The following is a 23080-nucleotide window of genomic DNA, read 5'->3' as shown; positions in this document are numbered from 1 at the left end:
ACGTCAAGGTCGGTCCCGAACGCGACGGGGGTCCGCTCAGCCTCGGCGGTGGCGGGCCGCCCAGAACAGCGACCGCGCCGACTGCACCAGCCGGGCCCGCGCGCTCCAGGCCGACCGACCTTCCGGGCGGCGCGAGCGGGCAACCGGCACGGTGGCCACCGGCCGCCGCGCCAGCCCGACGGCGAGCACGATGCTGGGCGCCTCCTCGGCGAGCACGGCCGCCCGCACCCGGGGCCCCATCGCGAGGAAGGCACCGGCGTCCGGAGGCAGGCCGGTCAGCCGCGCCGCGACCCGGCGGTGCGCCGTGCCCGTGAGCCGGCGCAGCCGCGACTCGTAGTCGCCGCGGCGTCCGGCGAAGACGGCCTCGACGTCGCCGTCGGCCAGCCGGTCCAGCAGGAGGGGCACCGCCTCGGGCGGGTCCTGCAGGTCGGCGTCCATGCACACCCAGACGTCGGCGCCGGGCTCGGCCGCCAGCCCCCGGGCCAGTGCCGCGTGCTGGCCGCCGGTGACCGTCAGCCCGGTGACGGCGATCCGCGGGTCGGCCGCGCTGAGGGCGAACGCCACGCGTGCGCTGTCGTCGGGCGAGGCGTCGATGACCAGCCGCAGTCGCCAGTTCCGCCCGGCGAGCGCGGCGGCCAGCCGGTCGGCGAGCGGCTCGAGCGTCGCCTCGTTCCGGTACACCGGCACGATGACGGCGACCAGCGGTCCGGTCGCGCCGGTCACGACAGGGCTGCCCAGGTCCGGGCCAGCCCCTCGGCCAGGCCGACCGTCGGCCGCCAGCCCAGCAGGGCTGCTGCCAGGGACGGGTCGCTGACCCAGCAGTCGGTGTCCCACTCCCGGCCCGGGTGGGCGCCGGGCGCCGTGGTGATCGGCCGACCGGTGACCCGCGCAGCGATCTCCACGAGCTCCTCGATGGAGGTCTGTACGCCGGTGCCCACGTTGAGAACCTGCCCCGCGGGCAGGTCGTCGGCCCGAGCGGCCCGCACGCACGCGTCGACGACGTCGCCCACCCACACCCAGTCGCGACGGCTCGCCCGGGTCGGCAGCGGGACCACCGCGCCGGTCCGGGCGGCGTCGAGCACGACCGGTACCAACCGGGTCGGGTGGTCCCCGGGGCCGTACACCTGGAAGGCGCGCAGCACGACGGCCCGGACGCCGCGTTCGGCGGCCGCGGCCTGCAGCAGCAGCGACCCGGCCGCCTTGGTGGCACCGAAGAAGCCGCGGGGGCGCAGCGCGGCGTCCTCCGTGAGCGGCGCGGGGCCGGCGGCGTACTCGGTCGACGAGCCCAGCCGGACCACGGTGCGGCAGCGGTCGGGCAGCGCGTCGACCAGCCACGGGCTGGTGTTGACCGCGACCGTGGCGGCCCGCTGCGCGGCGGTGGCCTTCGCCCGCCCGGCGGCGAGGGAGAACACCACGTCGGGATCGGCCGCGCGGACGGCGGTGGCGGCGGCGTCCGGGTCGGTCAGGTCGACGTCGGCCCGGGTGAGTCCCACGACCGACCAGCCGTCGGCGCGCAGCCGGGCCACCAGGTGCCGTCCGACGAAGCCGCCGGCACCGGTCACCACGGCCCTCATGCCGGCTGCGGCACCGGCACCACGCCCTGCGACGCCGTCACGCCCCCGGTCACCGCCGCCACGAAGGCCGCCCGCCGCTGCGCGGCCTCGTCGGGGGTCGCCCGGTCCAGCGCGTCGAGGGCGCCGAGCAGCCTGGGCACCTCCACCGCCGGGTCGCGGCCGGCCATGTCCGCGGTGAACGAGCGGCGCAGGAAGGTGAAGTCGGTGCCGAGCCGGAGCAGCTCGGCGGCCAGCAGTTCGCCCGGGACCGGGAAGCCGCCGCCGGGGAGGGTGAGCCCGCCGACCCCGAAGGGCTGGGGCACCGCGGCCCGGACGGAGTCGACGGTGCCGTCGACGAGCGGGGCGAACAGCGAGTCCGAGCGGCGCTCGATGCGCAGGTCGTTGAGGCCCACGTAGATCCGGGACAGCGGCCGGCGGGCCAGCTCGGCCACCTCCGCGACGGCGTCCAGGGTCTCGACGAGGATGCCCAGGCCGCAGCGACCGGCGACCAGGTCGAGGGTGCGGTCGACCTCCTCCGGCGTGCGCACCATGGGCAGCAGCAGCTCGTCGGCACCCCGGGCGACGGCGTCGTCCACCTCGTCGACCGTCCACGGGCCGAAGCCGTTGAGCCGGCACAGCAGCCGGCCGGCAGTGGCCGCCCGCACGCGGCTGAGGTCCTCGGGGGTGTCGGTGCTGATCTGGGTCCCCTCCCCCAGCTGCCGGCGGTGCTTTCCGCGGCGTTCCCAGTCGACGACGATCCCGGCCGCGCCGGCGGCCACCACGTCGGCTCCCCATTCGGCGTCGACCGTGAAGAGGAAGAGATCCACGGGCGTGAGCTTAGGCATACCTAACGCTGCGCGGCGCCTCGAGGCGCGCCGTCAGACGACGGTGCCCACGGGTCGCCTTCCACGGGTCGCCTTCCGCCGCCGGTCCGCTCCTCGCTCGCTGGCGCCCGCTGCGATGCTCCCGACGGCGTCAGACGACGGTGCCCACGGGTCGCGTGCCGCCGCCGGTCCGCTCCTCGCTCGCTGGCGCTCGCTGCGATGCTCCCGACGGCGTCAGACGACGGCGGGGAACGGCACCGCCGCACCGACCACGCGGATCGACACGTCGTCCCCCGCCGAAGGCAGATCCCAGCCCTCCAGCCGGGCACTCAGCCGCAGCCCCGAGGGGAGCTCCAGCCGGACTCGCGCGTCGTGGCCGAAGAAGTCGACGCCGCGCACCCGCGCCGCCGGCCCCTCCCCCACCGGTCCGAGGCGCAACTGCTCGGGGCGCAGCAGCACCCGGGCCGGGCCGTCGGGGCAGGTGCCGCCGAGCGCGAGGTCGCCCAGCGCCGAGTGCGCCCGCCCGGCGCGGACCTCCGCGTCCAGGACCACCGACTCCCCCACGAACGTGGCGACGTCGAGGTCGCGCGGACTGCGGTAGAGGGTCCGAGGCTCGGCCAGCTGCACCAGCCGGCCGCCGCGCAGCACCGCCACCTCGTCGGCCATCGACAGCGCCTCGGCCTGGTCGTGGGTGACCAGCACCGCGGTCGCCCCGGCGGCGGCGAGCGCGTCGGCCACCGCCTGCCGGGTCTCCTCCCGCAGTGACGCGTCGAGGGAGGAGAACGGCTCGTCGAGCAGCACGAGGCTCGGTTCCGGGGCCAGCGCGCGGGCGAGCGCGACCCGCTGCTGCTGGCCGCCGGAGAGCTGGTGCGGCGAGCGCTCGGCGAGCCCGGCGTCCAGGCCGACCAGGCGCAGCAGCGCACCCACCCGCCCGGCGTCGCGACGCTGCCGGCGGGGCAGGCCGAAGGCGACGTTGCCGGCGACGGTCAGGTGCGGGAACAGCCCGCCCTCCTGCGGCACGAAGCCGATCCGCCGGCGCCGGGCGGCGACGCTGCGGCCGGGTCCGGCCACCTCCCGGCCGCCGATCGCGATCGTCCCGGCGTCCGGGTCGTCGAAGCCGGCGACCAGGCGCAGCAGCGTCGTCTTCCCGCACCCGGAGGGTCCCAGCAGCGCGGTGAACCCGCCCTCCGGCACGTGCAGGTCCACCCCGGTGAGCACGGGGGTGGCGCCGTAGGACTTGGTCACGGCGGTGACCGTCAGGGAGCTCATGTCGTCGGGTCCTCGTCGGGCATCAGGTGGTCAGCCCCCGCCGGGCGTCGCGGGAGAGCAGCACCGTGGCCGGCGCCGACAGCAGCACCATGACCACGGCGTAGGGCGCGGCAGCTCCGTACTCCAGGGCGCTGCTCGCCGACCAGAACGCCGTGGCCAGCGTGGTCGTCCCGGTGGGGGCGAGCAGCAGCGTCGCGGTCAGCTCCGTGACGACGGCGAGGAAGACCAGCGCGGCCCCGGCGCCGATGCCGGGCGCGAGCAGCGGCAGGGTCACCCGCCGCAGCCGGTCGGCCGCCGAGGACCCGAGCGAGGCGGCGACGTCGTCGTGGATCGGCGGCGACTGCTCCACCGCGGCACGCACGGTCACGATCGCGCGCGGCAGGAAGAGGATCGCGTAGGCGGCCAGGAGGACCGGGACGGTCTGGTAGATCCACGGCGTGACGTTGATGGCGATGGTCACCAGCGCGAGCGCGATGACGATCGCCGGCACCGAGCTGCCCAGGTAGGTGCTGCGCTCCAGCACCGTGGCCACCCGGCCGCGGGCCCGGACGGCGAGCCAGCCGGTGGGCAGCGCCATCGCGGTGGTGACGACGGCGGCCGCGGCGGCCAGCGCGAGCGTCGTCCCGGTGGTGGCGGCCAAGGCGGCGGGGTCCAGCCCGGTGGACGAGCCGCGGACCAGCCAGGTGGCCAGGCTGGCCAGCGGCACCCCGAGGGAGAGCCCGACCAGGGCCGCCAGGCCCAGCAGCGCCGGGACGCCCAGCGCCCCCAGCCGCACCGGCCGGCCGGCCCGGGCCACCCCGGCCCCGGTGCGCGCGTAGCCGCGCCGACCGCGCAGCCGCAGCTCGGCCAGCAGCAGGACCAGGCACAGCAGCACGAGGACGCCGGCGAGCATCGTGGCGCCCGGCCCGTTGAAGGTGGCCCGGTACTGGTCGTAGATCGCCGTGGTGAAGGTCGGGTAGCGCAGCATCTGCAGCGCGCCGAACTCGGCCAGCACGTGCAACGCGACCAGCAGGCTGCCGCCCAGCAGCGCGACCCGCAGCTGGGGCAGCTGCACCCGCCGGAACACCGCCCAGCCCGACAGCCCCAGCCCCCGGGCGGTCTCCTCCAGCGCCGGGTCCAGGCCGCGGAAGGCGGCGACCACCGGCAGGTAGACGAACGGGAAGTAGGACAGGGTCACGACCAGCAGCGCGCCGCCGTAGGTGTCCAGCCCCGGCAGCAGGGAGATCCACGCGAAGCTGTTGACGAACGCCGGCACGGCCAGCGGCGCGACCAGCAGCACGTGCCAGACCCGCCGTCCGGGCAGCGCCGCGCGCTCCACCAGCCACCCCGCGCCGACCCCGAGGACGGCGCACAGCAGCACCGTGCCGCCGACCAGGCGGGCGGTGTTCCACAGCAGCTCGGCCACCCGCGGTCGGAACACCAGCTCGCGGACGCCGCTCCAGCCGACGTCGACGGTGGAGACGGCGATGTAGCCCAGCGGCAGCAGGGCCAGCGCGGCGACGGCCGTGGCCAGCAGCAGCACCACCGGGCTGCGGCGCACGGCCGAGCGCGGGCGGACGCGCCCCGGGACGACCGTCGTCCCGGGGCCGACGGCCGGCGGCGCGCTCAGAGCAGCCCCACCTGCTGCATCAGCTCGGTGACCCGCTGCTGGTCGAGCGAGCCGGGGTCGACGTCGGGCGCCTGCAGGTCGGCCAGCGGGGGCAGCGCCTCGGCGGAGGCGACGCCGTTGCCGACCGCGTACTCCAGCGCCGAGCTCTCCGCCAGCTTCTGCTGGGCCTCCGGGCCGGTGAGGTAGGCGACCAGCTGTTGGGCCTCCTCCTGCTGGTCGGAGGAGGCGAGGACACCGGCGCCGGAGACGCTGAGGAAGGCGCCGGGATCGCCGTTGCGGAAGTAGTGCAGTGCGGCGTCGTCGCCCTTGAGCGCGTTCTCGGCCTGGTCGCGGTACCAGTAGTAGTGGTACATCACGCCGGCGTCGATCTCGCCCTCGTCGGCGGCCACCATGACCGCGGTGTTGCTCTGGTAGACGGCGGCGTTGCGCTCCAGCCCCTCCAGCCACGCGCGGGTCTCGTCCTCCCCGCGCAGCGCGAGGACGGCGGCGACGATCGCCTGGAAGTCCGGGCCGCCGGCCGCGATGCCGATCCGCCCCTGCCACTCCGGGTTCGCCAGGTCCAGGATCGACGCCGGCAGCTCGCCCTCGGGCAGCTGCGTGGGGTTGTAGACCAGCACGGTCGACCGGGCGGCGAACCCGGTCCAGTTGCCCGACGACGGCCGGTACTGCTCGCCCACCTGGTCGAGGGTCGAGGAGTCCAGCGGCGCCAGGAGCCCCTCGCGGTCGAGGATGTCGATCGACGGGCTGTTCTCGGTCAGGAAGACGTCGGCCGGCGAGGCCTCGCCCTCCTGCACGATCTGGTTGGCGAGCTCGGCGTCGTTCGCGTCGCGGAACTCCAGCTCGATGCCGGTCTCCGCGGTGAAGTCCTCGAGCATCGTGCGGACCAGGCTCTCGTGCTGGGCGCTGTAGACGGTCAGCGCGTCCCCGCCGGAGCCGCCGTCGGACCCGCACCCGGCGAGCACGGCCGCCACGGTCAGGGCGGGCAGGAGCGTGGCGGTCTTCCGCCCGGGCCTGGTCACGTGCGGTCCTCCGCGAGATAGGCAAGGCAACCCTGACCGCTAGGTGTACCACGGGGAGCCCCCGGCGGGCCCGGGCGCGTGGGTTACAACTGGGGCATGACCGCCGGATCGCCCGCCGTCCGACCGCGCCTGCGCACCGCCCGCTTCGCCGAGCTCACCCCGTTCGAGGTCTACGGCCTGTGCCGCCTGCGGGTCGACGTCTTCGTCGTCGAGCAGCAGTGCCCGTACCCGGAGCTGGACGGGCGGGACGTCGAGCCGACCACCGTGCACCTGTGGCACGAGGTGGACGGCGAGGTGGCGGCGACGATCCGGGTGCTCGACGACGGCGCCACCCGCGCCATCGGCCGGGTGGCCACCGCGGCGGCGCACCGGGGGAAGGGGCTGGCCGCCGAGCTCATCGAGGCCGGCATCGCGCTGTGCGACGGGCTGCCGATCACCATGGGCGCGCAGGCCCACCTGGAGGACTGGTACGGCCGGTTCGGCTTCCGCAGGAGCGGCCCCGGCTACGTCGAGGACGGCATCCCGCACATCCCGATGCGCCGCGAGACTGCGTGACGACGAGGGGCGGCCGCCGGGAACTCCGGCGGCCGCCCCTCCCGGGTCTCAGAGGTGCCTGAACGGACCGGTGATGGCGAACACGTAGCCCGGGTTGGCCGGGTCCGCGCCCTCGTCGGGACCGGCCTCGCCCTCAGCAGGGCCGCTGCCGTCGCCCTGGATGCTGGCGAAGAGGATCCGGCGGTCCGGGGAGAAGTTGGGCCCGGTGAACTCCGACTGGGCCTCGGTCTCGTTGCGGGCGAAGAGGAAGGCCTCGCCGTCGTCGGTGGCGCCGACCAGGTGCTGCACGCCCTCGCCGTCCTCGGCGATGATGACGCCGCCGAACGGCGAGACGGTGATGTTGTCGGGACCGTCCGGGTCGCCGTCCTGGTCCGATGGCGTGTACGCGAAGCGCAGGGTCAGCTCGATGGTCCCCTTCCTCGGGTCGAGGAACCACACCTGCCCGTCGTGCGACGCGGCACTGGCCTCCTCCGCGTCGTCCTCGGCGGTCCGGGCGAAGGAGGCGGTGAAGTACGCGCCGCCGTCGGCCCACCACATCCCCTCGAGCTTCTGGCTGCGGGTGATCTCGTCGTCGGCGAACTGCTTGCGGGTGGACGTCGTCGCGGCGTCCCGGTCGGGCACCTCGACCCACTCCACGGAGTAGGTCGTGCCGATCTCCTCGGCGACGGAGAGGTCGGGCACGTGCCGGCCGCCGTCGAAGGCCTTCAGGGCCTCGAGCGTCCCGGCGTCGTCGGCGAGGTCGCGCAGCCGGTCCTTGCCCGGGCGGAAGTCCTCCGGCGGGGTCCAGCGGTACAACAGCCCGTAGGGACCGGCGGCGTCCTCGGTCAGGTAGAAGTGGCCGCGCCGCGGGTCGACGACGACCGCCTCGTGCGGGTAGCGCCCCAGCGCCTTGATCGGCTTCGGGTCCTGGTTCGCGTCCTGGTCGTGGGGGTCGACCTCGAAGACGTAGCCGTGCCGCTTGGTCAGCGCGCCGTAGCTGCCCTCGTCGCCCTCGACCACCTCGGTCTCCTCGCAGGTCAGCCACGTGTCCCACGGCGTCTTGCCGCCCGCGCAGTTGTTCACCGTGCCGGCCAGGCTGACGTACTCGCGCACCCGGTTGCCGTCGCGGTCGACCTCGAGGTTCGTCGTCCCGCCGCCGCCGGACTCGTCGTAGACGAGGCCCGCGATCCGCGGGACGGGGTTCTCCTCGTCACTTCCGACCTCGTGGTTGTAGACGAGGACGGTCCCGCCCCGGCGGAGGGGGAAGCTCGCCGCGCCGTCGGGGTCGGCGGGGGTCTTGCCGCCCTCCTCCAGGTCGGTGACCCCCGTCTCGGCGATGATCGTGTAGGAGAAGCCGGCCGGGAGGGCGAGGATGCCCGCGGGGTCGGGCACGAGCGGGCCGTACCCCGCCTCCCCGGCCCCGTCGCCGTTCCGGTCGCGCCCCTGCGCTGCGGCCGGGCCGGCGCCGAAGATCGTGTCGACGCTGCCGACGAGGACGATGCCCAGCCCCGTCGCCGCGCCGCGGCCGAGGAACGAGCGGCGGGAGACGGCGGGGGTCTCGGGGAGTCGTTCGGATGTGGTCACGGGCCTCTTCCCTCTTTCGCTGACCGTGCAGACGGAGCTCACGCTGAGCAGCGGAGGTGACGGACTCCGCAACCAGGGGCGAACGTCCCGTGTCCCGGAGCCGGAGGGCCCACGAACGCCGCGGCGCGTCGTCCGACACGCCTGAAGCGTCGTGGTCTGGTCACGCTGCGCAGTCGGGCACGATGCGCGCGTGCACGAGGCCGAGCTCTTGCGGACGGCGGCCGACCGGCTCGAGGCGCTGGCGACCCGGACCACGGCCGGCGACTGGCGGGTCGGTGGCCTGCTGGCGACGCGGCCCGAGGTGGTCGCACACCTGCCCGGCGGCGGGACCGAGCACGTCGCCGAGGCCCGCGCGGGCACCGGTGAGTGGATCGCCGCGCTGTCGCCCGCGCTGGCCGGTCCGCTCGCCGCCTGGCTGCGCGCCGCGGCCCCGGACGACCCGGCTGGGGCCCCGGCCGACCCGGCCGCTGCCGCGTTCGCCCGGGCGCTGCTGGCCCGGCTCGGCGGGCACTCCGGCTGAGACCGGGCGGAGGCCCGGGCCCCCCGTGCCACCGGGCCTCCGCCGATCGACCCCAGTCTACGAGACGGTCCCGTTCTGTATGAGGTGGGTCACCGGTGGACACCGCGCCGCCCGCGGCGCCACGCTCCGAGCGTGACCACCGGCCGTCGCGCCTACGCCCACGACGCCGTCCTCGCGATCCCGGCCGGCGGCGACGACCGCGCTCCCGGCGGCGCGGTCACCCTCGCCCTCTGCGGCAGCTGGTCCCACGAGCCGCCGTGCCCCCTGGCGCCGCACCACACCGCGACGGTGCGCGAGGGCGAGCAGCTGCGGGTCCGGGTGCTGTTCGCCAGCGACCCGGCGGACGAGGCGCAGGTCCGCGCCCTGGTCGAGGAGGCGCTGGCCCGCGGGGAGTGCGTGGGCCCCGACGGCGTCCGCACCCAGTGGCGGCTGGCCGGGTCGTCGGCCTCCGACGTGCGGCCGGGGGAGGCCGAGCACGCCGGGCGGCTGGCGCGCAGCTGAGGGTCGGCCGGGCGGCCGGCGGGCAGTCGACCGTCAGCCGGGCGGCTGGTGCGCCGTCGAGCGTCAGCCCGGCAGGCCGCAGGCGGCGGCCCGGCCCAGCAGCACGTCGCGCTCCCGTTCGTTGCGGGTCAGCGCAGCGGCCCGCTCGAACTCCCGGCGGGCCTCGGCCGCGCGGCCGAGCTGCAGCAGCAGGTCACCGCGGGCGGCCGGCAGCAGGTGGTACCCGCGCAGCGCCGGGACGCCGGTGAGCTGGTCGACCAGCTCCAGCCCGGCCGCCGGCCCGTAGGCCCGGGAGACGGCGACGGCGCGGTTGAGCTCGACGACCGGCGAGGGCGACAGCTCGGCCAGCGCCTCGTAGAGGGCGGCGATCCGCGGCCAGTCGGTCTCCTCCGCCGTCCGGGCGCGGGCGTGACAGGCCGCGATGGCCGCCTGCAGCCCGTAGGACCCCAGACCGGTGCCGGCGTCCTCGGCCCGGCGCAACGCGGCCAGGCCGCGGCCGATGAGGACGTGGTCCCAGCGGGCGCGGTCCTGGTCGAGCAGGAGGACCGGCTGCCCGTCGGGACCGGTGCGCGCCCGCATGCGGGAGGCCTGGATCTCCATGAGCGCCACCAGGCCGTGCACCTCGGCCTCGCCGGGGGTCAGTCCGGCGAGGATGCGGCCGAGCCGCAGCGCCTCCTGGCACAGCTCCGGGCGGGTCCAGGACGCCCCCGCCGTCGCCGCGTAGCCCTCGTTGAACACCAGGTAGACCACCTCGAGCACCGAGGTGAGCCGGGCGGTGAAGTCCGCGCCGATGGGCATCTCGAACGGCACGCGGGCGGCGGCGAGCGTGCGCTTGGCGCGGACGATCCGCTGGGCCACCGTCGACTCCGGCACGAGGAAGGCCCGCGCGATCTCGTCGGTGGTCAGGCCGCCGAGCAGGCGCAGGGTCAGCGCCACCCGCGCCTCGCGGGAGAGCACCGGGTGGCAGGCGATGAACACCAGCCGGAGCAGGTCGTCCTCGACCACCTCGTCGAGGGCGGCCGCCCAGTCCGGCTCCTCGGCGTCGGTCAGCTCGCGGCCGAGCTCGGCGGTCTTGCGCTGCAGCCGCTCCGCTCGCCGGAAGGCGTCGACCGCCCGGTGCTTGGCCGTGGCCATGAGCCAGGCCGCGGGCTTGTCGGGCACCCCCGTCTCGGGCCACCGCTCCAGCGCCGCGACCAGCGCGTCCTGGGCCAGCTCCTCGGCCAGGCCGACGTCCCCCGTGACGCGGGTGAGGGCGGCGACGAGCTTGGCGGACTCGATCCGCCAGACCGCCTCGACGACCCGGTGCGTCGTCGTCGCGCTGCTCATCGCCGCCCTCGGCGACTCAGGCCTGCTTCTGCTGGGCCTCGACGGTCGCCCGCAGCCGGTCCTCCTGCTCGCGCAGCTCGGGGGTGAACGCCTCGCCGAAGTCGTCTGCCTCGAAGACCTGGCGGATCTCCACCTCGCCCTCCCGGAACGGCGCCCGCTTCAGCCACTCGACGACCTCCTCGCGCGAGCTGACCTGGAGCACCCAGTAGCCGGCGATGAGCTCCTTGGTCTCGGCGAAGGGGCCGTCGACGACCGTGCTCTTCCCGTCCTCGTCGTACCGGATCCGCACGCCCTTCGAGCTGGGGTGCAGGCCCTCGCCGGCGAGCATCACGCCCGCCTTGACGAGCTGCTCGTTGTAGGCGCCCATCTCGGCGAGCTCCTGCTCGGTGGGCAGGACGCCGTTCTCGGTGGCCTCGTTCGCCTTGACGATCACCATGAAGCGCATCGCGGTTCCTCCTCGCCGACGGGGCCCCGGCCTGGGCTGACCGGCGTCCACCCCGCCCTCACCACCACGTCGAACAGCAATCGCACAGATCGACACGGCGCACCAGGAGTTCTCGAGCGGACCTCAGACGTGGGCGTCGACGAAGCGGGTGATCTCCGCGGCGAGGTCCGCCGCGACGCCGCCGTACTCGTGGCCCGCGCCGGGCAGCTCGACGCAGCGCCGGTCGGCGACCGCCATGCGGGCGTAGAGGTCGCGCCAGGCCGGCGCCCGGGTCTCCGCGCCGCCCCAGGCCAGCAGCAGCGGGGTCGGCGAGGCGTCGACGCCGTCCAGCCAGCGGCCCGGCCGCTCGGCGAGGCGCTCGAGGAACGAGGCGGCGGAGATCGCGAAGTACCAGGCGGGGACCGGGATCAGCAGGTGACCCTCCCCGCGGTCGACCAGCTCCTGGGCGTGCGCCCGCGCGCGGTCCAGCGCCGCGTCGTCGTCGAACCAGGCCGTCAGCGGGAACCGCACCGACGTCAACGGGGAGAGGAACACCCGCCCGGCCACCTCGTCGGCGCGCGGTGCCCAGTCGCCGAGGAAGTAGCCGCCGGCGGAGTGGCCGACGACGAACACCGGCAGGCCGGTCCGCTCGCGCAGCCAGGCCGCGCCGGCGCGCAGGTCGGCCGGCCCGTCGTCGAGCCGCTCCCACATGCCGCCGTACGCGGCCTCGGCGCCGGTCGCGATCCCGGGAGCGTCGCCGAGCCGGCTGTAGCCGAGGTCGTGGCAGCGCAGGTTGAGGGCCAGGTGCACGAAGCGGTCGGGGGCCACCAGCGGCGGGAGGGTCCGCGGCGGGCCCGAGTAGCAGTTGCCGCCCTTGCCGTGCACGTGCAGCAGCGCCGCGACGGGCTCGCGCGGCGGCGGGTACAGCAGGCCCTGGAGCAGCTCGCCGCCCTCGGCGGGGACGTCCACCAGCTGCGGGCCGCCGGTGGGCAGGCTCACGGGGCTCCTCGTGGTCCGAAGGAGGACGCCCCCGGCGCGGCGTCGTTGCCGCACCGGGGGCGTCCGGTCAGTCGTCTCAGTTGTCGACGATGGCCGCGTCGTAGTCGATCTCCTCGTCGACGAGGCCGTACTTGACCATCAGCTCACCGAACGTCCGGATCGACTCCGGGTCGTTCTTGCCGCGCCACTGGATGAGGTTGATCTTCTCGGCGAGGGCCGGGTCGATGTCGATCAGGTTCGGCATGGCCTGGCGGAAGGCCTCCGGGTCCGCCTCGATGTCGTCGGCGGTGGCCTGCACGGCCCGCCCGAAGGCCGCCACGACGTCGTCCCCGACGCGCGCGATGGTCTCGTCGGTCATCACCATGGTGCCGATCTGCAGGCCCGGCGCGATCCCCACCCACGGGCGGTGGACGACGCGCAGGCCCTGGTTCTGCCCGATGGTGGCGAACGGCTCGATGACGATGCCGGCGTCGACGTCCCCGCGGCTGATGGCGGCCAGGATGTCGGGGAAGGGCAGCTCGACGGGGTCGATCGCGTCCTCGGCGAAGCCCTGCTCGTCGCGGATCCGGCCGATCGCCAGGTCGTTGACGTTGCGCAGCGCGTTGACGCCCATCCGGACGCCGTCGAGGTCCTGCGGACCCTGGATCGGGCTGTCGGGCTTCACCAGGACCGCGGCGAAGTCGCCGTCGGGCTCCTCGGAGGTGGCGCTGCCCGCGGCGACCATCTTGATCGGCAGGCCCGCACCGATGCTGGTGATGGCCGAGACCAGGTCCAGGCCGAGGACGTCCATGTCGCCCTGCACCAGCGCCGGGACGGTGGCGGTGCCGCCACCGGGGTTGACCCGCGCCTGCAGGTCGATCCCCTCGTCCTCGAAGTGGCCGCGCTGCACGCCGTAGGCCACGAAGGAGTACGGGCCACCGGGCGTCTCGGCCATGGTGAGCGTCGTCAGGCCGCCACCGGTGGTCGGAGTGCCGGCGGCGTCGGCCGACCCGTCGTCCGACCCGCACGCCGTGCCGGTCATGAGCACGGCGGCCGTGAGCAGCGCCCAGGCGGCTCTCGAGGACTTCATCCGATCTCCTTGCAGGTCGTTCGGGGACGCCGGCCTGCCGGACGGCGCGCTGTAACGTACGTCACCGTTCCACGCTGGACAATCACCGTGGACGAAGTTCCGCTGGGTCGAATCCCATTCACTTCAGGGAGAAGTGCACCCAGCGCTTGCCCTCGGCCAGCCCGGCCAGCTCCCGGCCGGCCGACTGCATGATCAGCGGGGACGACGACACGTGCTGGGTGCCGCCGTGCACGTCGCGGAACAGCCGCTGCAGGGTGCCCCGGCGCAGCGCGTCGGTGCCGGCGGACACGTAGGCGAACTGGGCGATCCCGGCGACGGAGAACGTGGCGTTGTGCAGCGCCACCCGGTTGAGGGTGTGCAGCCGCAGCGGGATCTCCTGTCCCGCCGCCAGCGTCTGCTCGATCTCCTCCCACACCTCGTAGAGGAGGGCCTTGGCGGCCCGCAGCTGCACCTCGGCCTCGGCGAAGCGCTGGGAGAAGGCGTCGGTGTCGGTCTGCGCCCCGGGGCGGCCGACCTTGGCCCGGACGACGGCGGCCAGCTCGTCGAGGACCCGCCGCCCCACCCCGAGCACCCAGCCGCCGTGGTTGATGCTGGCGAAGTTGCCGATGCCGATCCGGTAGAGGTCCCCCCCGGTGACCGGCTCGGTCGACAGCGACGGGTAGCTGTACTCGATCGGGACGAAGCAGTCCTCGAGCGTGTAGTCGATGCTGCCGGTGCCGCGCAGGCCCAGCACGTCCCAGTTCTCGATGAAGGTGACCTTCTCGACGGGCACGATGAAGAACCGCGTCTGCCCGGTCTCGACGTCCAGCGCGGCGGTGTGCAGGTGGGTGCAGTGCTTGATGCCGGAGGCGAACGACCACTCGCCGCTGATCCGGTGACCACCCTCGACCGGGACGGCGCGGCCGGGCTTGGTGCCCTGCCCGGCGATGCCCAGCCGCGGGGTGGCGAACAGCTCCCGCGCGGCGTCCTTCTCGAAGAACGCGCCGGCCAGACCCGTCGCCAGCCCCATCGCCATGGTGACCCAGCCGGTCGAGGGGTCGGCGTAGGACAGGGCGCGGAAGAGGTCCATCGACTGCCGCGGGGTCATCTCCGCGCCGCCGAACTCACGGGGGGTGAAGACCCCGATGGCACCGATCCGGTAGAGCTCCTCGACCACCGGCTCGGCGATCCGGCCCTCGCGGTCGTTCTCCTCGCCGTGGCGGTCGACGAGCTCGAACAGCCCCTGGGCCGCGCGGATGACCTCCTCCGGCTCGGGCGCGGTCGCCCCGAGCGCCACCGGCTGCTCCTCCACCGTCGTCATGCCTGCCCCTCCGTCGTCCCTCGGTGTTCCGGAGCGACTGTAAGGAGCTGTGACCGGCGCGACACCACTGGCGCTGATAGGGATTCGGGCGGTGCTGATTCCGCAGGGGAATGAGCGCGACGAGCTGGGCAGCGGCGGCCTCCGGACCGGTCCGGGTCGGCGGCGGGTCACCCGTCTGATGACGCCCGGGTGTCAGCCCTCCGCGGGCGCGCCGCGGTCCTCCCACGGGCGCAGCGCGAGGAAGTTGTCGAGCACCGCCGGGCGCGGCCCGGCGCGCCAGAGGGCGCCCATCGTCAGCGAGAGGTCGCCGTCCTCCAGCGGCACGTGCGCGACGGTGGCCTGCGCGGCCAGCCGGGCCGACGCCGGCGCGAAGGCGACCCCGAGGCCGCCGGCCACCAGGCCGAGGGCGATCGAGGTGCTGCTCACCTCGTGGGCGACCCGCGGGCTGAAGCCGGCCCGGTTGCAGGCGGTGACGTAGTAGTCGTGCAGGCCCGGCTCCACGGAGCGGTCGATGAGGATGACCTCCTCGCCGGCGATCTCCTCCAGCCGGACCGACGGCCGCTCGGCCAGCCGGTGCCCGCGTGGGACGACCAGCAGCACCGGCTCCTCGCTCACCGGCTCGGTCCGCAGCTCCGGCCGCGGCGGGACGGGCAGCCGCGTGAACGCCAGGTGCATGCTGCCGTCGGTGACCCGCTCGAGCGCGGTCCGGCTGGTCGCCTCGCTGAGCACGAGGGTCACGTCGGGGTGGTGCCGGCGGAACACCCGCAGCGACCGGGGCAGCAGGTCGGCCAGGGCCGGCTGGATGAACCCGATGGCCAGCCGGCCCACCTCGCCCCGGACGACGGCGCGGGCGCGGTCGACGGCGCCGTCGGCGCGGGCGAGCACCTCGACCGCCTCGGCGAGGAAGACCCGCCCGGCCTCGGTGAGCGTCACGCCCTGGCGGTCCCGGTCGAGCAGCCGGACGCCGAGCTCGTGCTCGAGCGCGCTGATCTGCTTGCTCAGCGCCGGCTGGACGATGTGCAGCTTCTGCGCAGCCCGGCGGAAGTGCAGCTCCTCGGCGACGGAGACGAAGTAGCGCAGGTGGCGCAGCTCCACGGGCTACCGCGCCGCGGCGGGCACGGTCACAGCCACGCAGGCACCTCGGGGATGCCGCCGTCGGCCTGGAGCCCCTCGCCCCGGGAGCGCCCGGTGAGCCACGCGGTCACCGCCGGCAGCGGGCCGGAGACGGCCACGGCGCCGGTCCCCCACTCGCGGTCGCCGGCGAACACCACGACGTCGGGGACCTGGTCGCGGCGGTCCCACATGCGGAACACGTCGTCGACCATGGCCGCCTGCACCTCGTCGTCGACGTCGGCGAAGGTGACCCCCGCGTCGAGGTCGACGGCGTGCACGAAGACCTCGCGGCAGCGCATCCACGGCACCTCCGAGGCCGGCACGTCGCGGCCCTGCGCGGTGCGCACCCGCGCCGACCAGGCCTCGTCGGGCAGGCCGTGCACCGCGTCGGCGAGCCGCCCGGTGGCGGCGAGCACCTCGGCCCGCAGCTCGGGCGGGGACAGCTTCGCGGCCTCGGCGATGCCCGCCTCGCGCGCCTCGGGCGAGGCGTACATCGGCGTCTCGACGCCGGTGCGCGCCCAGGTCAGCAGGTTGACCAGGGCGTCGGCGTTGCGGGCCACGTGCGCCAGCAGGTACTGCCGGTTCCAGCCGGGGAGCAGCGACGGGGCGCCGAACTCCTCGTCGGTGAGCCGGCCGAGGGCGGTGCCGAACAGCCGCTCCCCGTCGGCCCACCAGTCGAGCGTCTCGGGCTTGCTCATGCGGTCCTCCTCGACCCGGGCGGTGCGACGGCCGCCCGGGTCAGCGGACGGTCACCGCCATCGACCCGATCCGGCTGATGGTCATCTCCAGCTTCTCACCGGCCGCGATCGGGCCCACACCGGGCGGGGCACCGGTGAACAGCACGTCGCCGGGCAGCAGGGTCATGACCGTCGAGGCGTAGGCGACGATCTGCGGCACGGGGGTGAGCAGGTCGCGGGTGTTGACCGACTGCCGCACGTCCCCGCCGCTGGTCAGCAGGATGTCGAGGTCGGAGCCCTCACCGATCTCGTCGGCGGTGACCAGCCAGGGCCCCAGCGGGCTGAAGGTGTCGTAGCTCTTGCGGCGGGAGCGGTCCGCGGCGCTGCGGACGGTGATGTCCAGCCCGGCCGTGAACCCGAGGACGGCGTCCATCGCCGACTCCACCGGGATGTCCTTGCCCCCGGCGCCGATCACCACGACCAGCTCCGACTCGTGGTGCACCTCGTGCCCGGCGGCGACGACGTCGCGGGGCAGCACGATCTCCGAGCCCGGGCCGACGATCGAGGACGGCGCCTTGAGGAAGACGTCGAACTCCATCATCCAGGACTCGACCCGGCCCAGCGTCCGCTCCTGGACGCCGTGCATCTCGGCCACGTGCTCGCCGTAGTTGCTGGCCGCGGCGATGACCTTGGACGGGCCCAGCACCGGCGCCCGCAGCACGACCTCGGCGACCGGCCGCGGCGTCCCGGCCTCGGCGGCCTCGCGCAGCCGCGGGGCGACCGTGGCGAAGTCGCGGCACAGCGCCCGCCACCACCCGGCGGTGACCGGGTCGGGGTCGTGCGGCCAGGGCAGCGCGTCGGTGACGTCGACGAGGGTCGCGTCGTCGGCGGAGACGACACCCAGCCGGTGGTCGTCGAACAGTGCGAGCTTCACGGGTCTCCAGGTGTCAGGGGGTCGGGGTGCGGGTCAGCGGGGGGAGAAGGTGCCGGTCACCGTCTGCGGCTCGGGCAGGACCTGCTCGCGGTAGATGCCCAGTGCGCGCAGCACCGGGGCGTCGGTCAGCTGGAACAGCACGCTGTCGGTGTCGGCCGCGTGCTCCACGGCCGACCAGGACGGCGCCACGAACATGTCGCCCGGGCCCCAGTCGAAGCGCTGGCCGTCGATGACGGTCGACCCGGCGCCCTGGAAGGCGACGAACAGCGCGTTGCCCGACCGGCGCACCGCGGCGCCGTGCCCGCCGGCCCGGACCCGCAGCACCGAGCAGCCCAGGGTCGGCAGCACGCTGGCGCCGGTGGTCGGGTTGACGTACTCGAGCGCGAGGACCGGCTCGTCGGACTCCGCGGCCAGCCGGTCGAGCTCGGCGGCGGTGTCGGCCCAGCGGTAGACCAGCAGCGGCGAGGGCGCGGGGGTCAGCGGCCCGTCGACCGCCCCCTGCACGTAGCGGGTGCCCGGGGGGTGCGCCCGCTCGGAGAGGTTGTGCTCGGCCGGCTGCGGCTGGCTCTCCCCCGGCCCCGGGTAGGGCTCGAAGAACACCGCGTCGAGGGCCTCGACCATCGGCAGGTCCAGGCCGTCGAACCAGAACATCTCCGAGTCGCCGCCGTTGACGTGGTCGTGCCAGTTCCACGAGGGGGTGAGCACGAGGTCGCCGGGGTGCATGTCGCAGGCGTCGCCGTCCACGGTCGTCCAGACGCCCTCGCCCTCGAGCACCCAGCGGATCGCGCCGGGCGTGTGCCGGTGCGCCGGGGCGGTCTCGCGCGGGCCGAGGCACTGGATGGCGCCCCACAGGGTGCCGGCGGCGTAGGGGCGGCCGCCGAGGCCGGGGTTCTGCAGGCTGAGCACCCGCCGCTCCCCGCCGCGCTCGACCGGGACCAGCTGGATCGCCCGGCGGGCCAGCGGCTTCATCGTCGACGCCGACCACAGCCACGGGATCGCCCGCGGCTGCGGGGTCGGGGTGAGCAGCTGCTCGGTGATGGTCCACAGCGGCCGGAGGTCGACCGCGGCGAGGTCGCGGTAGAGCGCCTCCAGCTCCAGATCGGTGCTCGTCTCGGGGGTGGCGGTCATCGGGAGAGGCCTCCAGTTCGGCGGTCCGCGCGCGGCCGGGCAGCTCAGGCTAGGCGTGAGTTCCTCTGTCCACATAGCAGGCGACATACAGTTCCTGTATGTCGAATCCGACGCGTCGTCCGGACTCCGCGCCGTCCGCACCCCCGGACGGACCGACGACCACGTCGGTCGACAACGCCCTCTGGCTGCTGCAACTGGTCGGCGACCGCCAGGCGCTGCGCGTCGCCGAGGCCGCCGAGCTGCTCGGCGTCGCCCGGTCGACGGCGCACCGGCTGCTCACCGCGCTGCGCCGCCGCGGGTTCGTCACCCAGGACCGGCCCAACGGCGCCTACCGGCCGGGTCCGGCGCTGTACGAGATCGGCCTGGCCGCGGTCAGCCGCATCGACATCCGTCGGGTGGCCCGCCCGGTGCTCGAGCAGCTGCGGGAGGAGACCCAGGAGACGGTGAGCCTGGCGCTGTTGGAGGGGACGACGGTGCGCTTCCTGGACTGCGCCGAGAGCCAGCGGTCGGTCCGGGTCGGCAACCGCACCGGCGTGGTCCGGCAGGCGCACGCCTCGGCGGTGGGCAAGGCGATCCTCGCCGGGCTGTCCGACGCCGAGCTGGACCGCCGCTACCCCGGCGGCACCCTCCCGCCGGCCTCGACGGCCGCGGCCCTCGGCGACCTCGCGGCGCTGCGCGCCGAACTGGCCGCCATCCGGGCGCAGGGCTACGCGGTCAACTGGGAGGAGAGCGCCGACGGCGTCTGCGCGGTGGCGGTCGCACTCAAGGACACCGTCGGCCAGCCGCTGGCCGGGCTGGGCGTGGCGGCCCCCAGCAGCCGCACCGGGGACGTCGAGGCCATCCGGGCGCTGGCGCCGGCCGTGCAGCGCGGCGCCGCGCTCATCGAGGAGCGGCTGCGCACGCCGTCCTGACGCGTGGCCGCCTCCCCGGCGGGTAGGGGCGGGCCATGGCAGCAGGAGGACCGGGGGGCTACGCCGAGCGGCTCGGGGCGGAGGTGACCGGCACCGAGGACGGCGGCGCGCGGATCGAGTTCGAGGTCGGCGAGGAGCACCTCAACCCGGCCGGGACGCTGCACGGCGGGGTGGTCGCGACGCTCGTCGACACCGCGATGGGGCAGGCGGTGCGCACCACGACCGGGGAGGGCGAGGTGCCGGCCACCAGCCAGCTGACCGTCACCTACCTGCGCCCCGGCACACCCGGGCCGCTGTCGGTGACCGCCGCGGTGCGGACCCGCGGCGAGCACCTGACCGCCTGCGAGGCCGACGTGGAGCAGGACGGGAAGGCGATCGCGCACGCGGTCGCGACGTTCGCACTGCTCTCCCGCTGACGCACCCGGCGGCGGGGTGCTCGAGCCGCCGCTGCGCGAGCAGGTGCAGTGGCGGCCGGTCCGGTGACGTCCGGACCTGTCGGGGCACCAGTCCCCGGCGGTACGGTCAGCCCCGCCGACCGACCCCTCCGGGGAGGACCTGCGATGCCCGTCTTCATGATCGAGCGCCGCTACGCCGACGCGCTCGAGGTCACCGCCGACATCGCCGAGGGGGTCAACCGGATCAACGACGACGAGGGCGTGCGCTGGCTGTACTCCTTCCTCTCGGTCGACAAGCGCAAGACCTACTGCCTGTACGAGGCCGCGTCCGCCGACGCGATCCGCCGGGCGGCGGTGCGCGCCGGGCTACCGGCCGACGTGGTCGTCGAGGTCTCGGCGACCGTGCAGCCCGACGGGTCGCTGGTGCCCGTCTGACCCGTCGAGCAGGCCGTGCGCGGCGGCGTACATCGCCGCCTGCGTGCGGTTCCCCGCGCCGGTCTTGGCCAGGATGCTGCGCACGTGGTTGGCGACGGTGTTCTCGCTGATCACCAGCCGCTCGGAGATCTCCCGGTTGAGCAGCCCCTCCCCCACCAGGCGCAGCACCTCGGCCTCCCGCGCGGTCAGCCCCGCCGGGCGGGCCGGTGCCGCGGCGGGCGCGGGCACGGCCGCCGGGCGGAGCGCCCGCAGCACCCGCCGCAGGCCGAGGTCGCGGGCGAGCTGCCCGGCCTCCTCGGCCAGCGAGGAGGCCCGGCGTCCGGCGTCGCCGGTGCGCCGGAGGTGGTCGGCGAGGGCCGCGAGGCTCTGCGCCCGGTGCACGGGAGCCTCCATCCGGGTGTCCATCTCCAGGGCGGCCTCGAACAGCGGCACGGCCGAACTCCGCCCGAGTGCCGAGTCGACCGCGCCCAGGTAGCGGTCGGCGCTGCCGAAGACGGCGACGAACTGGCCTGCGCGCAGGTTGGTGCCGGCGTACTCGGCGACCCGCGGCCGCAGCTCGCGCAGCACGTCGGCGTCGTCCAGGTGCAGCGCCGCCTCGACGGTGAAGGCCAGGACGCAGGGCCACTGGGCGTCCTCGTACCGCTCCAGCCCGCCGTCCAGCAGCCAGCGCAGCACCCGGTGCGCGGCCCGGTCCAGGCCCAGCTCGGTGTAGAGGGCCAGCAGACCGGGCGCCCAGTGTCCGTCCGGTGACTCCTCCCCGGTGACCAGCGGGCGGACCGCCTCCAGCGCCCCGGTCTCCCGCCGCACCATGAAGGTCTGCACCGCCGAGGACCCCTCGGTGTCGTCGGTGCCGAAGAACTCCCCCCGGGCCAGCAGCTCCGCGCAGGTGCGGTCGGCGCCGTCGAAGTCCCCGGCGCAGAACTGGCGGGCGTAGCGGATGCACCCCGCGATGTAGTCGTAGTACGGCTCGCCCATGGCGCGCGCACTGCGGGTCACGTCCCAGTACGCCGCCGCCAGCGCCTCGGGGTCGCCCTGCTGGTAGGCGAGCGCGGCCCGCCAGTACCCCGCCGGCCCGAGCGCGGCGGGGTTCCCGGTCCGGACGGCCAGGCGGGTCAGCTCGGTGGCCCGGCCCAGCTTGTCCGCGGCGTCGGCGGGGCGCAGCCCGTTCCAGAGGCTGGCCTCCAGCGCGTCGGCGAGCAGGGCGTCGTCCGCCAGGGCCCGGGCGAGCTCGACCGCGCGCCGGCCCAGCGCGCCCGACTGCTCGTTGGCCCCGGTGAAGGCCAGCGCCCGGCCCAGGTGGGCCAGCCCGCGCACGTAGAGGGGGTCGGTGGCGTCGTGCACCACGCCGCGCAGCGCCTCGGTGAGCAGTTCCACCGCCCGGTGACCTAGCAGACCGGGCCGCCAGGACGCCCCCTCGAAACCGATCGCCGCCTCCAGCCGGTCCCGCGGCGTCGCCGCGCCCGCCACCTGCTCGAACAGCGCCCGGGCGCGGGCGAAGTCGCCACCCAGCAGGTGGGCGCCGGCCGCCGACAGCAGCAGCCGGTGCCGGTCGGCCGGGTCCTCGGCCAGCGCCGCGGCCTGCTCGTACCACCGCGCGGCGTCCTCGTGGGCCAGGCTGCGCGAGGCGGCCGCGGCGGCCTCGGTCAGGTAGTGCACCGCCCGGTCGGCCCCACCGAGGGCCGCCCCCTGGGCGTAGTGGTGCGCCAGCCGCTGGGTGCGCCGGTCCGATCCGCCCCCCGAGGCCTCCAGGACGGCGGCCACGCGCAGGTGCTCGCGGGCGCGGCGGGTGGCCGGCACCAGGTCGAGCACCGCCTGCCGGGCCAGGCTGTGCGGGAACCGGAAGCCCGGACCGGACGGCTCGAGCAGGCCGTAGGCGACTGCGGTGTCCAGCGCCGCCAGCGTGGTGTCCGAGCTCCACGTGGAGACGGCCAGCACCGTGGCCAGGTCGCACTCCTCCCCCACCACGGCGGCCAGCTCCAGGGTCTGCCGCTCCGGCGCGCTGAGCTTGTCCAGCCGGCCGGCCACCATGTCCTGCACCGACAGCGGCGCCGCGGTGCCCGGGACCGGGACCGGGACCGTCCCGGCCGCCTCCCGCAGCACCTCCCGGAGCAGGAAGGGGTTGCCGCCGGTGCGGTCGCGCAGCAGCGCCGCGGCGACCCGGGCCCGGTGATCGGGCAGCCGCGCCTCGTGCGCCAGGTACTCGGTGATGTCCTCGGTGGACAGCCCCGCCAGGTCCAGCCGCCGGACGCCGTCGAGCCGGTAGAGCTGCGCGATGGCGCCGGTCAGCGTCGCCGAGCGCTCCGGCGCCGTCGTCCGGTGCGTGGCCAGGACCAGCAGCGGCGCCTCCGCCGTCCGCTCCACCAGATGGCCGAGCAGCTGCAGGCCGGCGGCGCCGCACCAGTGCAGGTCCTCCAGCGCGAGGACGACCGGCCCGGTGCGGGCCAGCGCCCGGACCGCGTCGACGGCGGCGTCGTAGAGCTCCCGGCGGGTGTCCGGCTCGGCGGCGTCCTCGGCCCGCCCCGCCAGCCGGGCCAGCGCGTCGCGCGTCCCGCCCGGGTCGGTCGCCGCGAGCAGCGCGTCCAGCGGTTCGACGAACGGCTGGTAGGGCGGCCCCAGCTCGGCGACGCAGGTACCGAGCAGCACCGTGGCGCCCCGGTCGTGCAGCAGCGTGCAGAACTCGGCGAGCAACCGGGACTTGCCGGCGCCGGGCTCGCCGCCGAGGAAGGCCACCTGGCGGGCGCCGCCGAGCACCGCCGTCCACAGCTCCTCGAGGCAGCTCAACTCGGTCCGGCGGCCGACGAACAGCGGGCGCGCGGCCCTGGTCCAGCGCGCCGGCAGGGGTGGCGGCGTCCACCCGGACACGCCCCGGACGCTAGCCGCCCCCTCGGGGGCTGTCGATGGCCAGAAGTGACCATGGCCGGGCCCGGACGACGCCGCCGCGATTCGCGCACTTCTG

Annotated in this window: 23 protein-coding genes; 6 read left to right on the top strand and 17 right to left on the bottom strand. The window is 75.5% G+C overall.

The features are described from left to right. Nucleotides 1-36 precede the first annotated feature (36 nt). The 6 genes from ACI79D_RS10325 to ACI79D_RS10300 all read right to left on the bottom strand — a co-directional run bounded on the left by ACI79D_RS10325 (nt 37) and on the right by ACI79D_RS10300 (nt 6274). Nucleotides 37-723 (bottom strand): glycosyltransferase, encoded by a 687-nt coding sequence (locus tag ACI79D_RS10325; protein WP_456918297.1) that lies wholly within the window; start codon nt 721-723, stop codon nt 37-39. Next, nucleotides 720-1574, bottom strand: a complete 855-nt coding sequence (locus ACI79D_RS10320) for an NAD-dependent epimerase/dehydratase family protein (protein WP_456918296.1) — start codon at nt 1572-1574, stop codon at nt 720-722. The genes ACI79D_RS10325 and ACI79D_RS10320 overlap by 4 nt, the downstream gene beginning before the upstream one ends. After that, complete coding sequence (locus ACI79D_RS10315; RefSeq protein ID WP_456918295.1) at nt 1571-2380, bottom strand: aldolase/citrate lyase family protein; 810 nt, start codon at nt 2378-2380, stop codon at nt 1571-1573. Before ACI79D_RS10315 ends, ACI79D_RS10320 begins: the two co-directional genes overlap by 4 nt. A 231-nt stretch (nt 2381-2611) precedes the next feature. Then, on the bottom strand, nt 2612-3646 hold the full coding sequence (locus ACI79D_RS10310) for an ABC transporter ATP-binding protein (RefSeq protein ID WP_456918294.1): 1035 nt from the start codon (nt 3644-3646) through the stop codon (nt 2612-2614). A 22-nt stretch (nt 3647-3668) separates the two neighbouring features. Then, a complete protein-coding gene (locus tag ACI79D_RS10305; protein ID WP_456918293.1) occupies nt 3669-5186 on the bottom strand; it encodes an ABC transporter permease in 1518 nt (505 codons plus the stop codon). Between the two features lie 65 nt (nt 5187-5251). After that, nucleotides 5252-6274: an iron ABC transporter substrate-binding protein gene (locus ACI79D_RS10300; protein WP_456918292.1), complete on the bottom strand. Its 1023-nt coding sequence runs from the start codon at nt 6272-6274 to the stop codon at nt 5252-5254. Nucleotides 6275-6370: 96 nt separating this feature from the next. On the opposite strand from ACI79D_RS10300, the gene ACI79D_RS10295 reads away from it, so the two are divergent. Next, nucleotides 6371-6829: a GNAT family N-acetyltransferase gene (locus tag ACI79D_RS10295; protein WP_456918291.1), complete on the top strand. Its 459-nt coding sequence runs from the start codon at nt 6371-6373 to the stop codon at nt 6827-6829. Between the two features lie 48 nt (nt 6830-6877). Here the strand turns inward: ACI79D_RS10295 and ACI79D_RS10290 are convergent, their stop codons facing one another. Then, entirely contained in the window at nt 6878-8392 is a 1515-nt protein-coding gene (locus ACI79D_RS10290) for an alkaline phosphatase PhoX (RefSeq protein ID WP_456918290.1), read from the bottom strand. A gap of 190 nt (nt 8393-8582) precedes the next feature. Here ACI79D_RS10290 and ACI79D_RS10285 point away from each other — a divergent pair, with 190 nt between their 5' ends. Both ACI79D_RS10285 and ACI79D_RS10280 read left to right on the top strand, forming a co-directional pair. Continuing rightward, nucleotides 8583-8912 carry a hypothetical protein gene (locus tag ACI79D_RS10285; RefSeq protein WP_456918289.1) on the top strand — a complete coding sequence of 110 codons (330 nt, stop codon included), beginning with the start codon at nt 8583-8585 and terminating at the stop codon, nt 8910-8912. Between the two features lie 132 nt (nt 8913-9044). Then, nucleotides 9045-9413: a hypothetical protein gene (locus tag ACI79D_RS10280; protein ID WP_456918288.1), complete on the top strand. Its 369-nt coding sequence runs from the start codon at nt 9045-9047 to the stop codon at nt 9411-9413. Nucleotides 9414-9476: 63 nt separating this feature from the next. On the opposite strand, the gene ACI79D_RS10275 is transcribed toward ACI79D_RS10280, so the two are convergent. From ACI79D_RS10275 to ACI79D_RS10235, 9 genes are all read right to left on the bottom strand, one after another. Beyond that, nucleotides 9477-10739, bottom strand: coding sequence for an RNA polymerase sigma factor (locus ACI79D_RS10275; RefSeq protein WP_456918287.1), 1263 nt, complete (start codon nt 10737-10739; stop codon nt 9477-9479). 16 nt (nt 10740-10755) lie between these two features. After that, nucleotides 10756-11184 (bottom strand): YciI family protein, encoded by a 429-nt coding sequence (locus tag ACI79D_RS10270; RefSeq protein WP_456918286.1) that lies wholly within the window; start codon nt 11182-11184, stop codon nt 10756-10758. Between the two features lie 123 nt (nt 11185-11307). Continuing rightward, a complete protein-coding gene (locus ACI79D_RS10265) occupies nt 11308-12162 on the bottom strand; it encodes an alpha/beta hydrolase (protein WP_456918285.1) in 855 nt (284 codons plus the stop codon). A 76-nt stretch (nt 12163-12238) separates the two neighbouring features. Beyond that, nucleotides 12239-13231, bottom strand: a complete 993-nt coding sequence (locus ACI79D_RS10260; protein ID WP_456918284.1) for an ABC transporter substrate-binding protein — start codon at nt 13229-13231, stop codon at nt 12239-12241. Nucleotides 13232-13349: 118 nt separating this feature from the next. Continuing rightward, a complete protein-coding gene (locus ACI79D_RS10255) occupies nt 13350-14531 on the bottom strand; it encodes an acyl-CoA dehydrogenase family protein (RefSeq protein ID WP_456918283.1) in 1182 nt (393 codons plus the stop codon). Nucleotides 14532-14723: 192 nt separating this feature from the next. Beyond that, entirely contained in the window at nt 14724-15626 is a 903-nt protein-coding gene (locus ACI79D_RS10250; RefSeq protein ID WP_456918282.1) for a LysR family transcriptional regulator, read from the bottom strand. 26 nt (nt 15627-15652) lie between these two features. Continuing rightward, entirely contained in the window at nt 15653-16342 is a 690-nt protein-coding gene (locus ACI79D_RS10245; RefSeq protein WP_456918281.1) for a maleylpyruvate isomerase family mycothiol-dependent enzyme, read from the bottom strand. A gap of 40 nt (nt 16343-16382) precedes the next feature. After that, nucleotides 16383-17255: a fumarylacetoacetate hydrolase family protein gene (locus ACI79D_RS10240; protein WP_456918280.1), complete on the bottom strand. Its 873-nt coding sequence runs from the start codon at nt 17253-17255 to the stop codon at nt 16383-16385. A 33-nt stretch (nt 17256-17288) separates the two neighbouring features. After that, entirely contained in the window at nt 17289-18383 is a 1095-nt protein-coding gene (locus tag ACI79D_RS10235; RefSeq protein ID WP_456918279.1) for a cupin domain-containing protein, read from the bottom strand. A gap of 98 nt (nt 18384-18481) precedes the next feature. Here ACI79D_RS10235 and ACI79D_RS10230 point away from each other — a divergent pair, with 98 nt between their 5' ends. From ACI79D_RS10230 to ACI79D_RS10220, 3 genes are all read left to right on the top strand, one after another. Then, the gene (locus tag ACI79D_RS10230; RefSeq protein ID WP_456918278.1) at nt 18482-19294 is read left to right on the top strand and encodes an IclR family transcriptional regulator; all 813 of its coding nucleotides are present in this window, start codon (nt 18482-18484) and stop codon (nt 19292-19294) included. Nucleotides 19295-19329: 35 nt separating this feature from the next. Continuing rightward, nucleotides 19330-19710 carry a PaaI family thioesterase gene (locus tag ACI79D_RS10225; protein ID WP_456918277.1) on the top strand — a complete coding sequence of 127 codons (381 nt, stop codon included), beginning with the start codon at nt 19330-19332 and terminating at the stop codon, nt 19708-19710. A gap of 144 nt (nt 19711-19854) precedes the next feature. Next, the gene (locus ACI79D_RS10220) at nt 19855-20124 is read left to right on the top strand and encodes a DUF4242 domain-containing protein (protein ID WP_456918276.1); all 270 of its coding nucleotides are present in this window, start codon (nt 19855-19857) and stop codon (nt 20122-20124) included. Here the strand turns inward: ACI79D_RS10220 and ACI79D_RS10215 are convergent. After that, nucleotides 20056-22986 carry a helix-turn-helix transcriptional regulator gene (locus ACI79D_RS10215; RefSeq protein WP_456918275.1) on the bottom strand — a complete coding sequence of 977 codons (2931 nt, stop codon included), beginning with the start codon at nt 22984-22986 and terminating at the stop codon, nt 20056-20058. The genes ACI79D_RS10220 and ACI79D_RS10215 overlap by 69 nt on opposite strands. Nucleotides 22987-23080: the final 94 nt, after the last annotated feature.

It is taken from the genome of Geodermatophilus sp. SYSU D00708 (genome assembly GCF_054050115.1).
The sequence above is the reverse complement of the archived record's forward strand: the minus strand, read 5'-3'. Positions and strand labels throughout refer to the sequence as shown.

Coding starts and splice junctions, on each gene's coding strand:
- ACI79D_RS10230 (WP_456918278.1), top strand. CDS start 18,482: ATGTCGAATCCGACGCGTCGTCCGGACTCCGCGCCGTCCGCACCCCCG.
- ACI79D_RS10320 (WP_456918296.1), bottom strand. CDS start 1,574: ATGAGGGCCGTGGTGACCGGTGCCGGCGGCTTCGTCGGACGGCACCTG.
- ACI79D_RS10270 (WP_456918286.1), bottom strand. CDS start 11,184: ATGCGCTTCATGGTGATCGTCAAGGCGAACGAGGCCACCGAGAACGGC.
- ACI79D_RS10220 (WP_456918276.1), top strand. CDS start 19,855: ATGCCCGTCTTCATGATCGAGCGCCGCTACGCCGACGCGCTCGAGGTC.
- ACI79D_RS10235 (WP_456918279.1), bottom strand. CDS start 18,383: ATGACCGCCACCCCCGAGACGAGCACCGATCTGGAGCTGGAGGCGCTC.
- ACI79D_RS10310 (WP_456918294.1), bottom strand. CDS start 3,646: ATGAGCTCCCTGACGGTCACCGCCGTGACCAAGTCCTACGGCGCCACC.
- ACI79D_RS10275 (WP_456918287.1), bottom strand. CDS start 10,739: ATGAGCAGCGCGACGACGACGCACCGGGTCGTCGAGGCGGTCTGGCGG.
- ACI79D_RS10225 (WP_456918277.1), top strand. CDS start 19,330: ATGGCAGCAGGAGGACCGGGGGGCTACGCCGAGCGGCTCGGGGCGGAG.
- ACI79D_RS10260 (WP_456918284.1), bottom strand. CDS start 13,231: ATGAAGTCCTCGAGAGCCGCCTGGGCGCTGCTCACGGCCGCCGTGCTC.
- ACI79D_RS10295 (WP_456918291.1), top strand. CDS start 6,371: ATGACCGCCGGATCGCCCGCCGTCCGACCGCGCCTGCGCACCGCCCGC.
- ACI79D_RS10245 (WP_456918281.1), bottom strand. CDS start 16,342: ATGAGCAAGCCCGAGACGCTCGACTGGTGGGCCGACGGGGAGCGGCTG.
- ACI79D_RS10255 (WP_456918283.1), bottom strand. CDS start 14,531: ATGACGACGGTGGAGGAGCAGCCGGTGGCGCTCGGGGCGACCGCGCCC.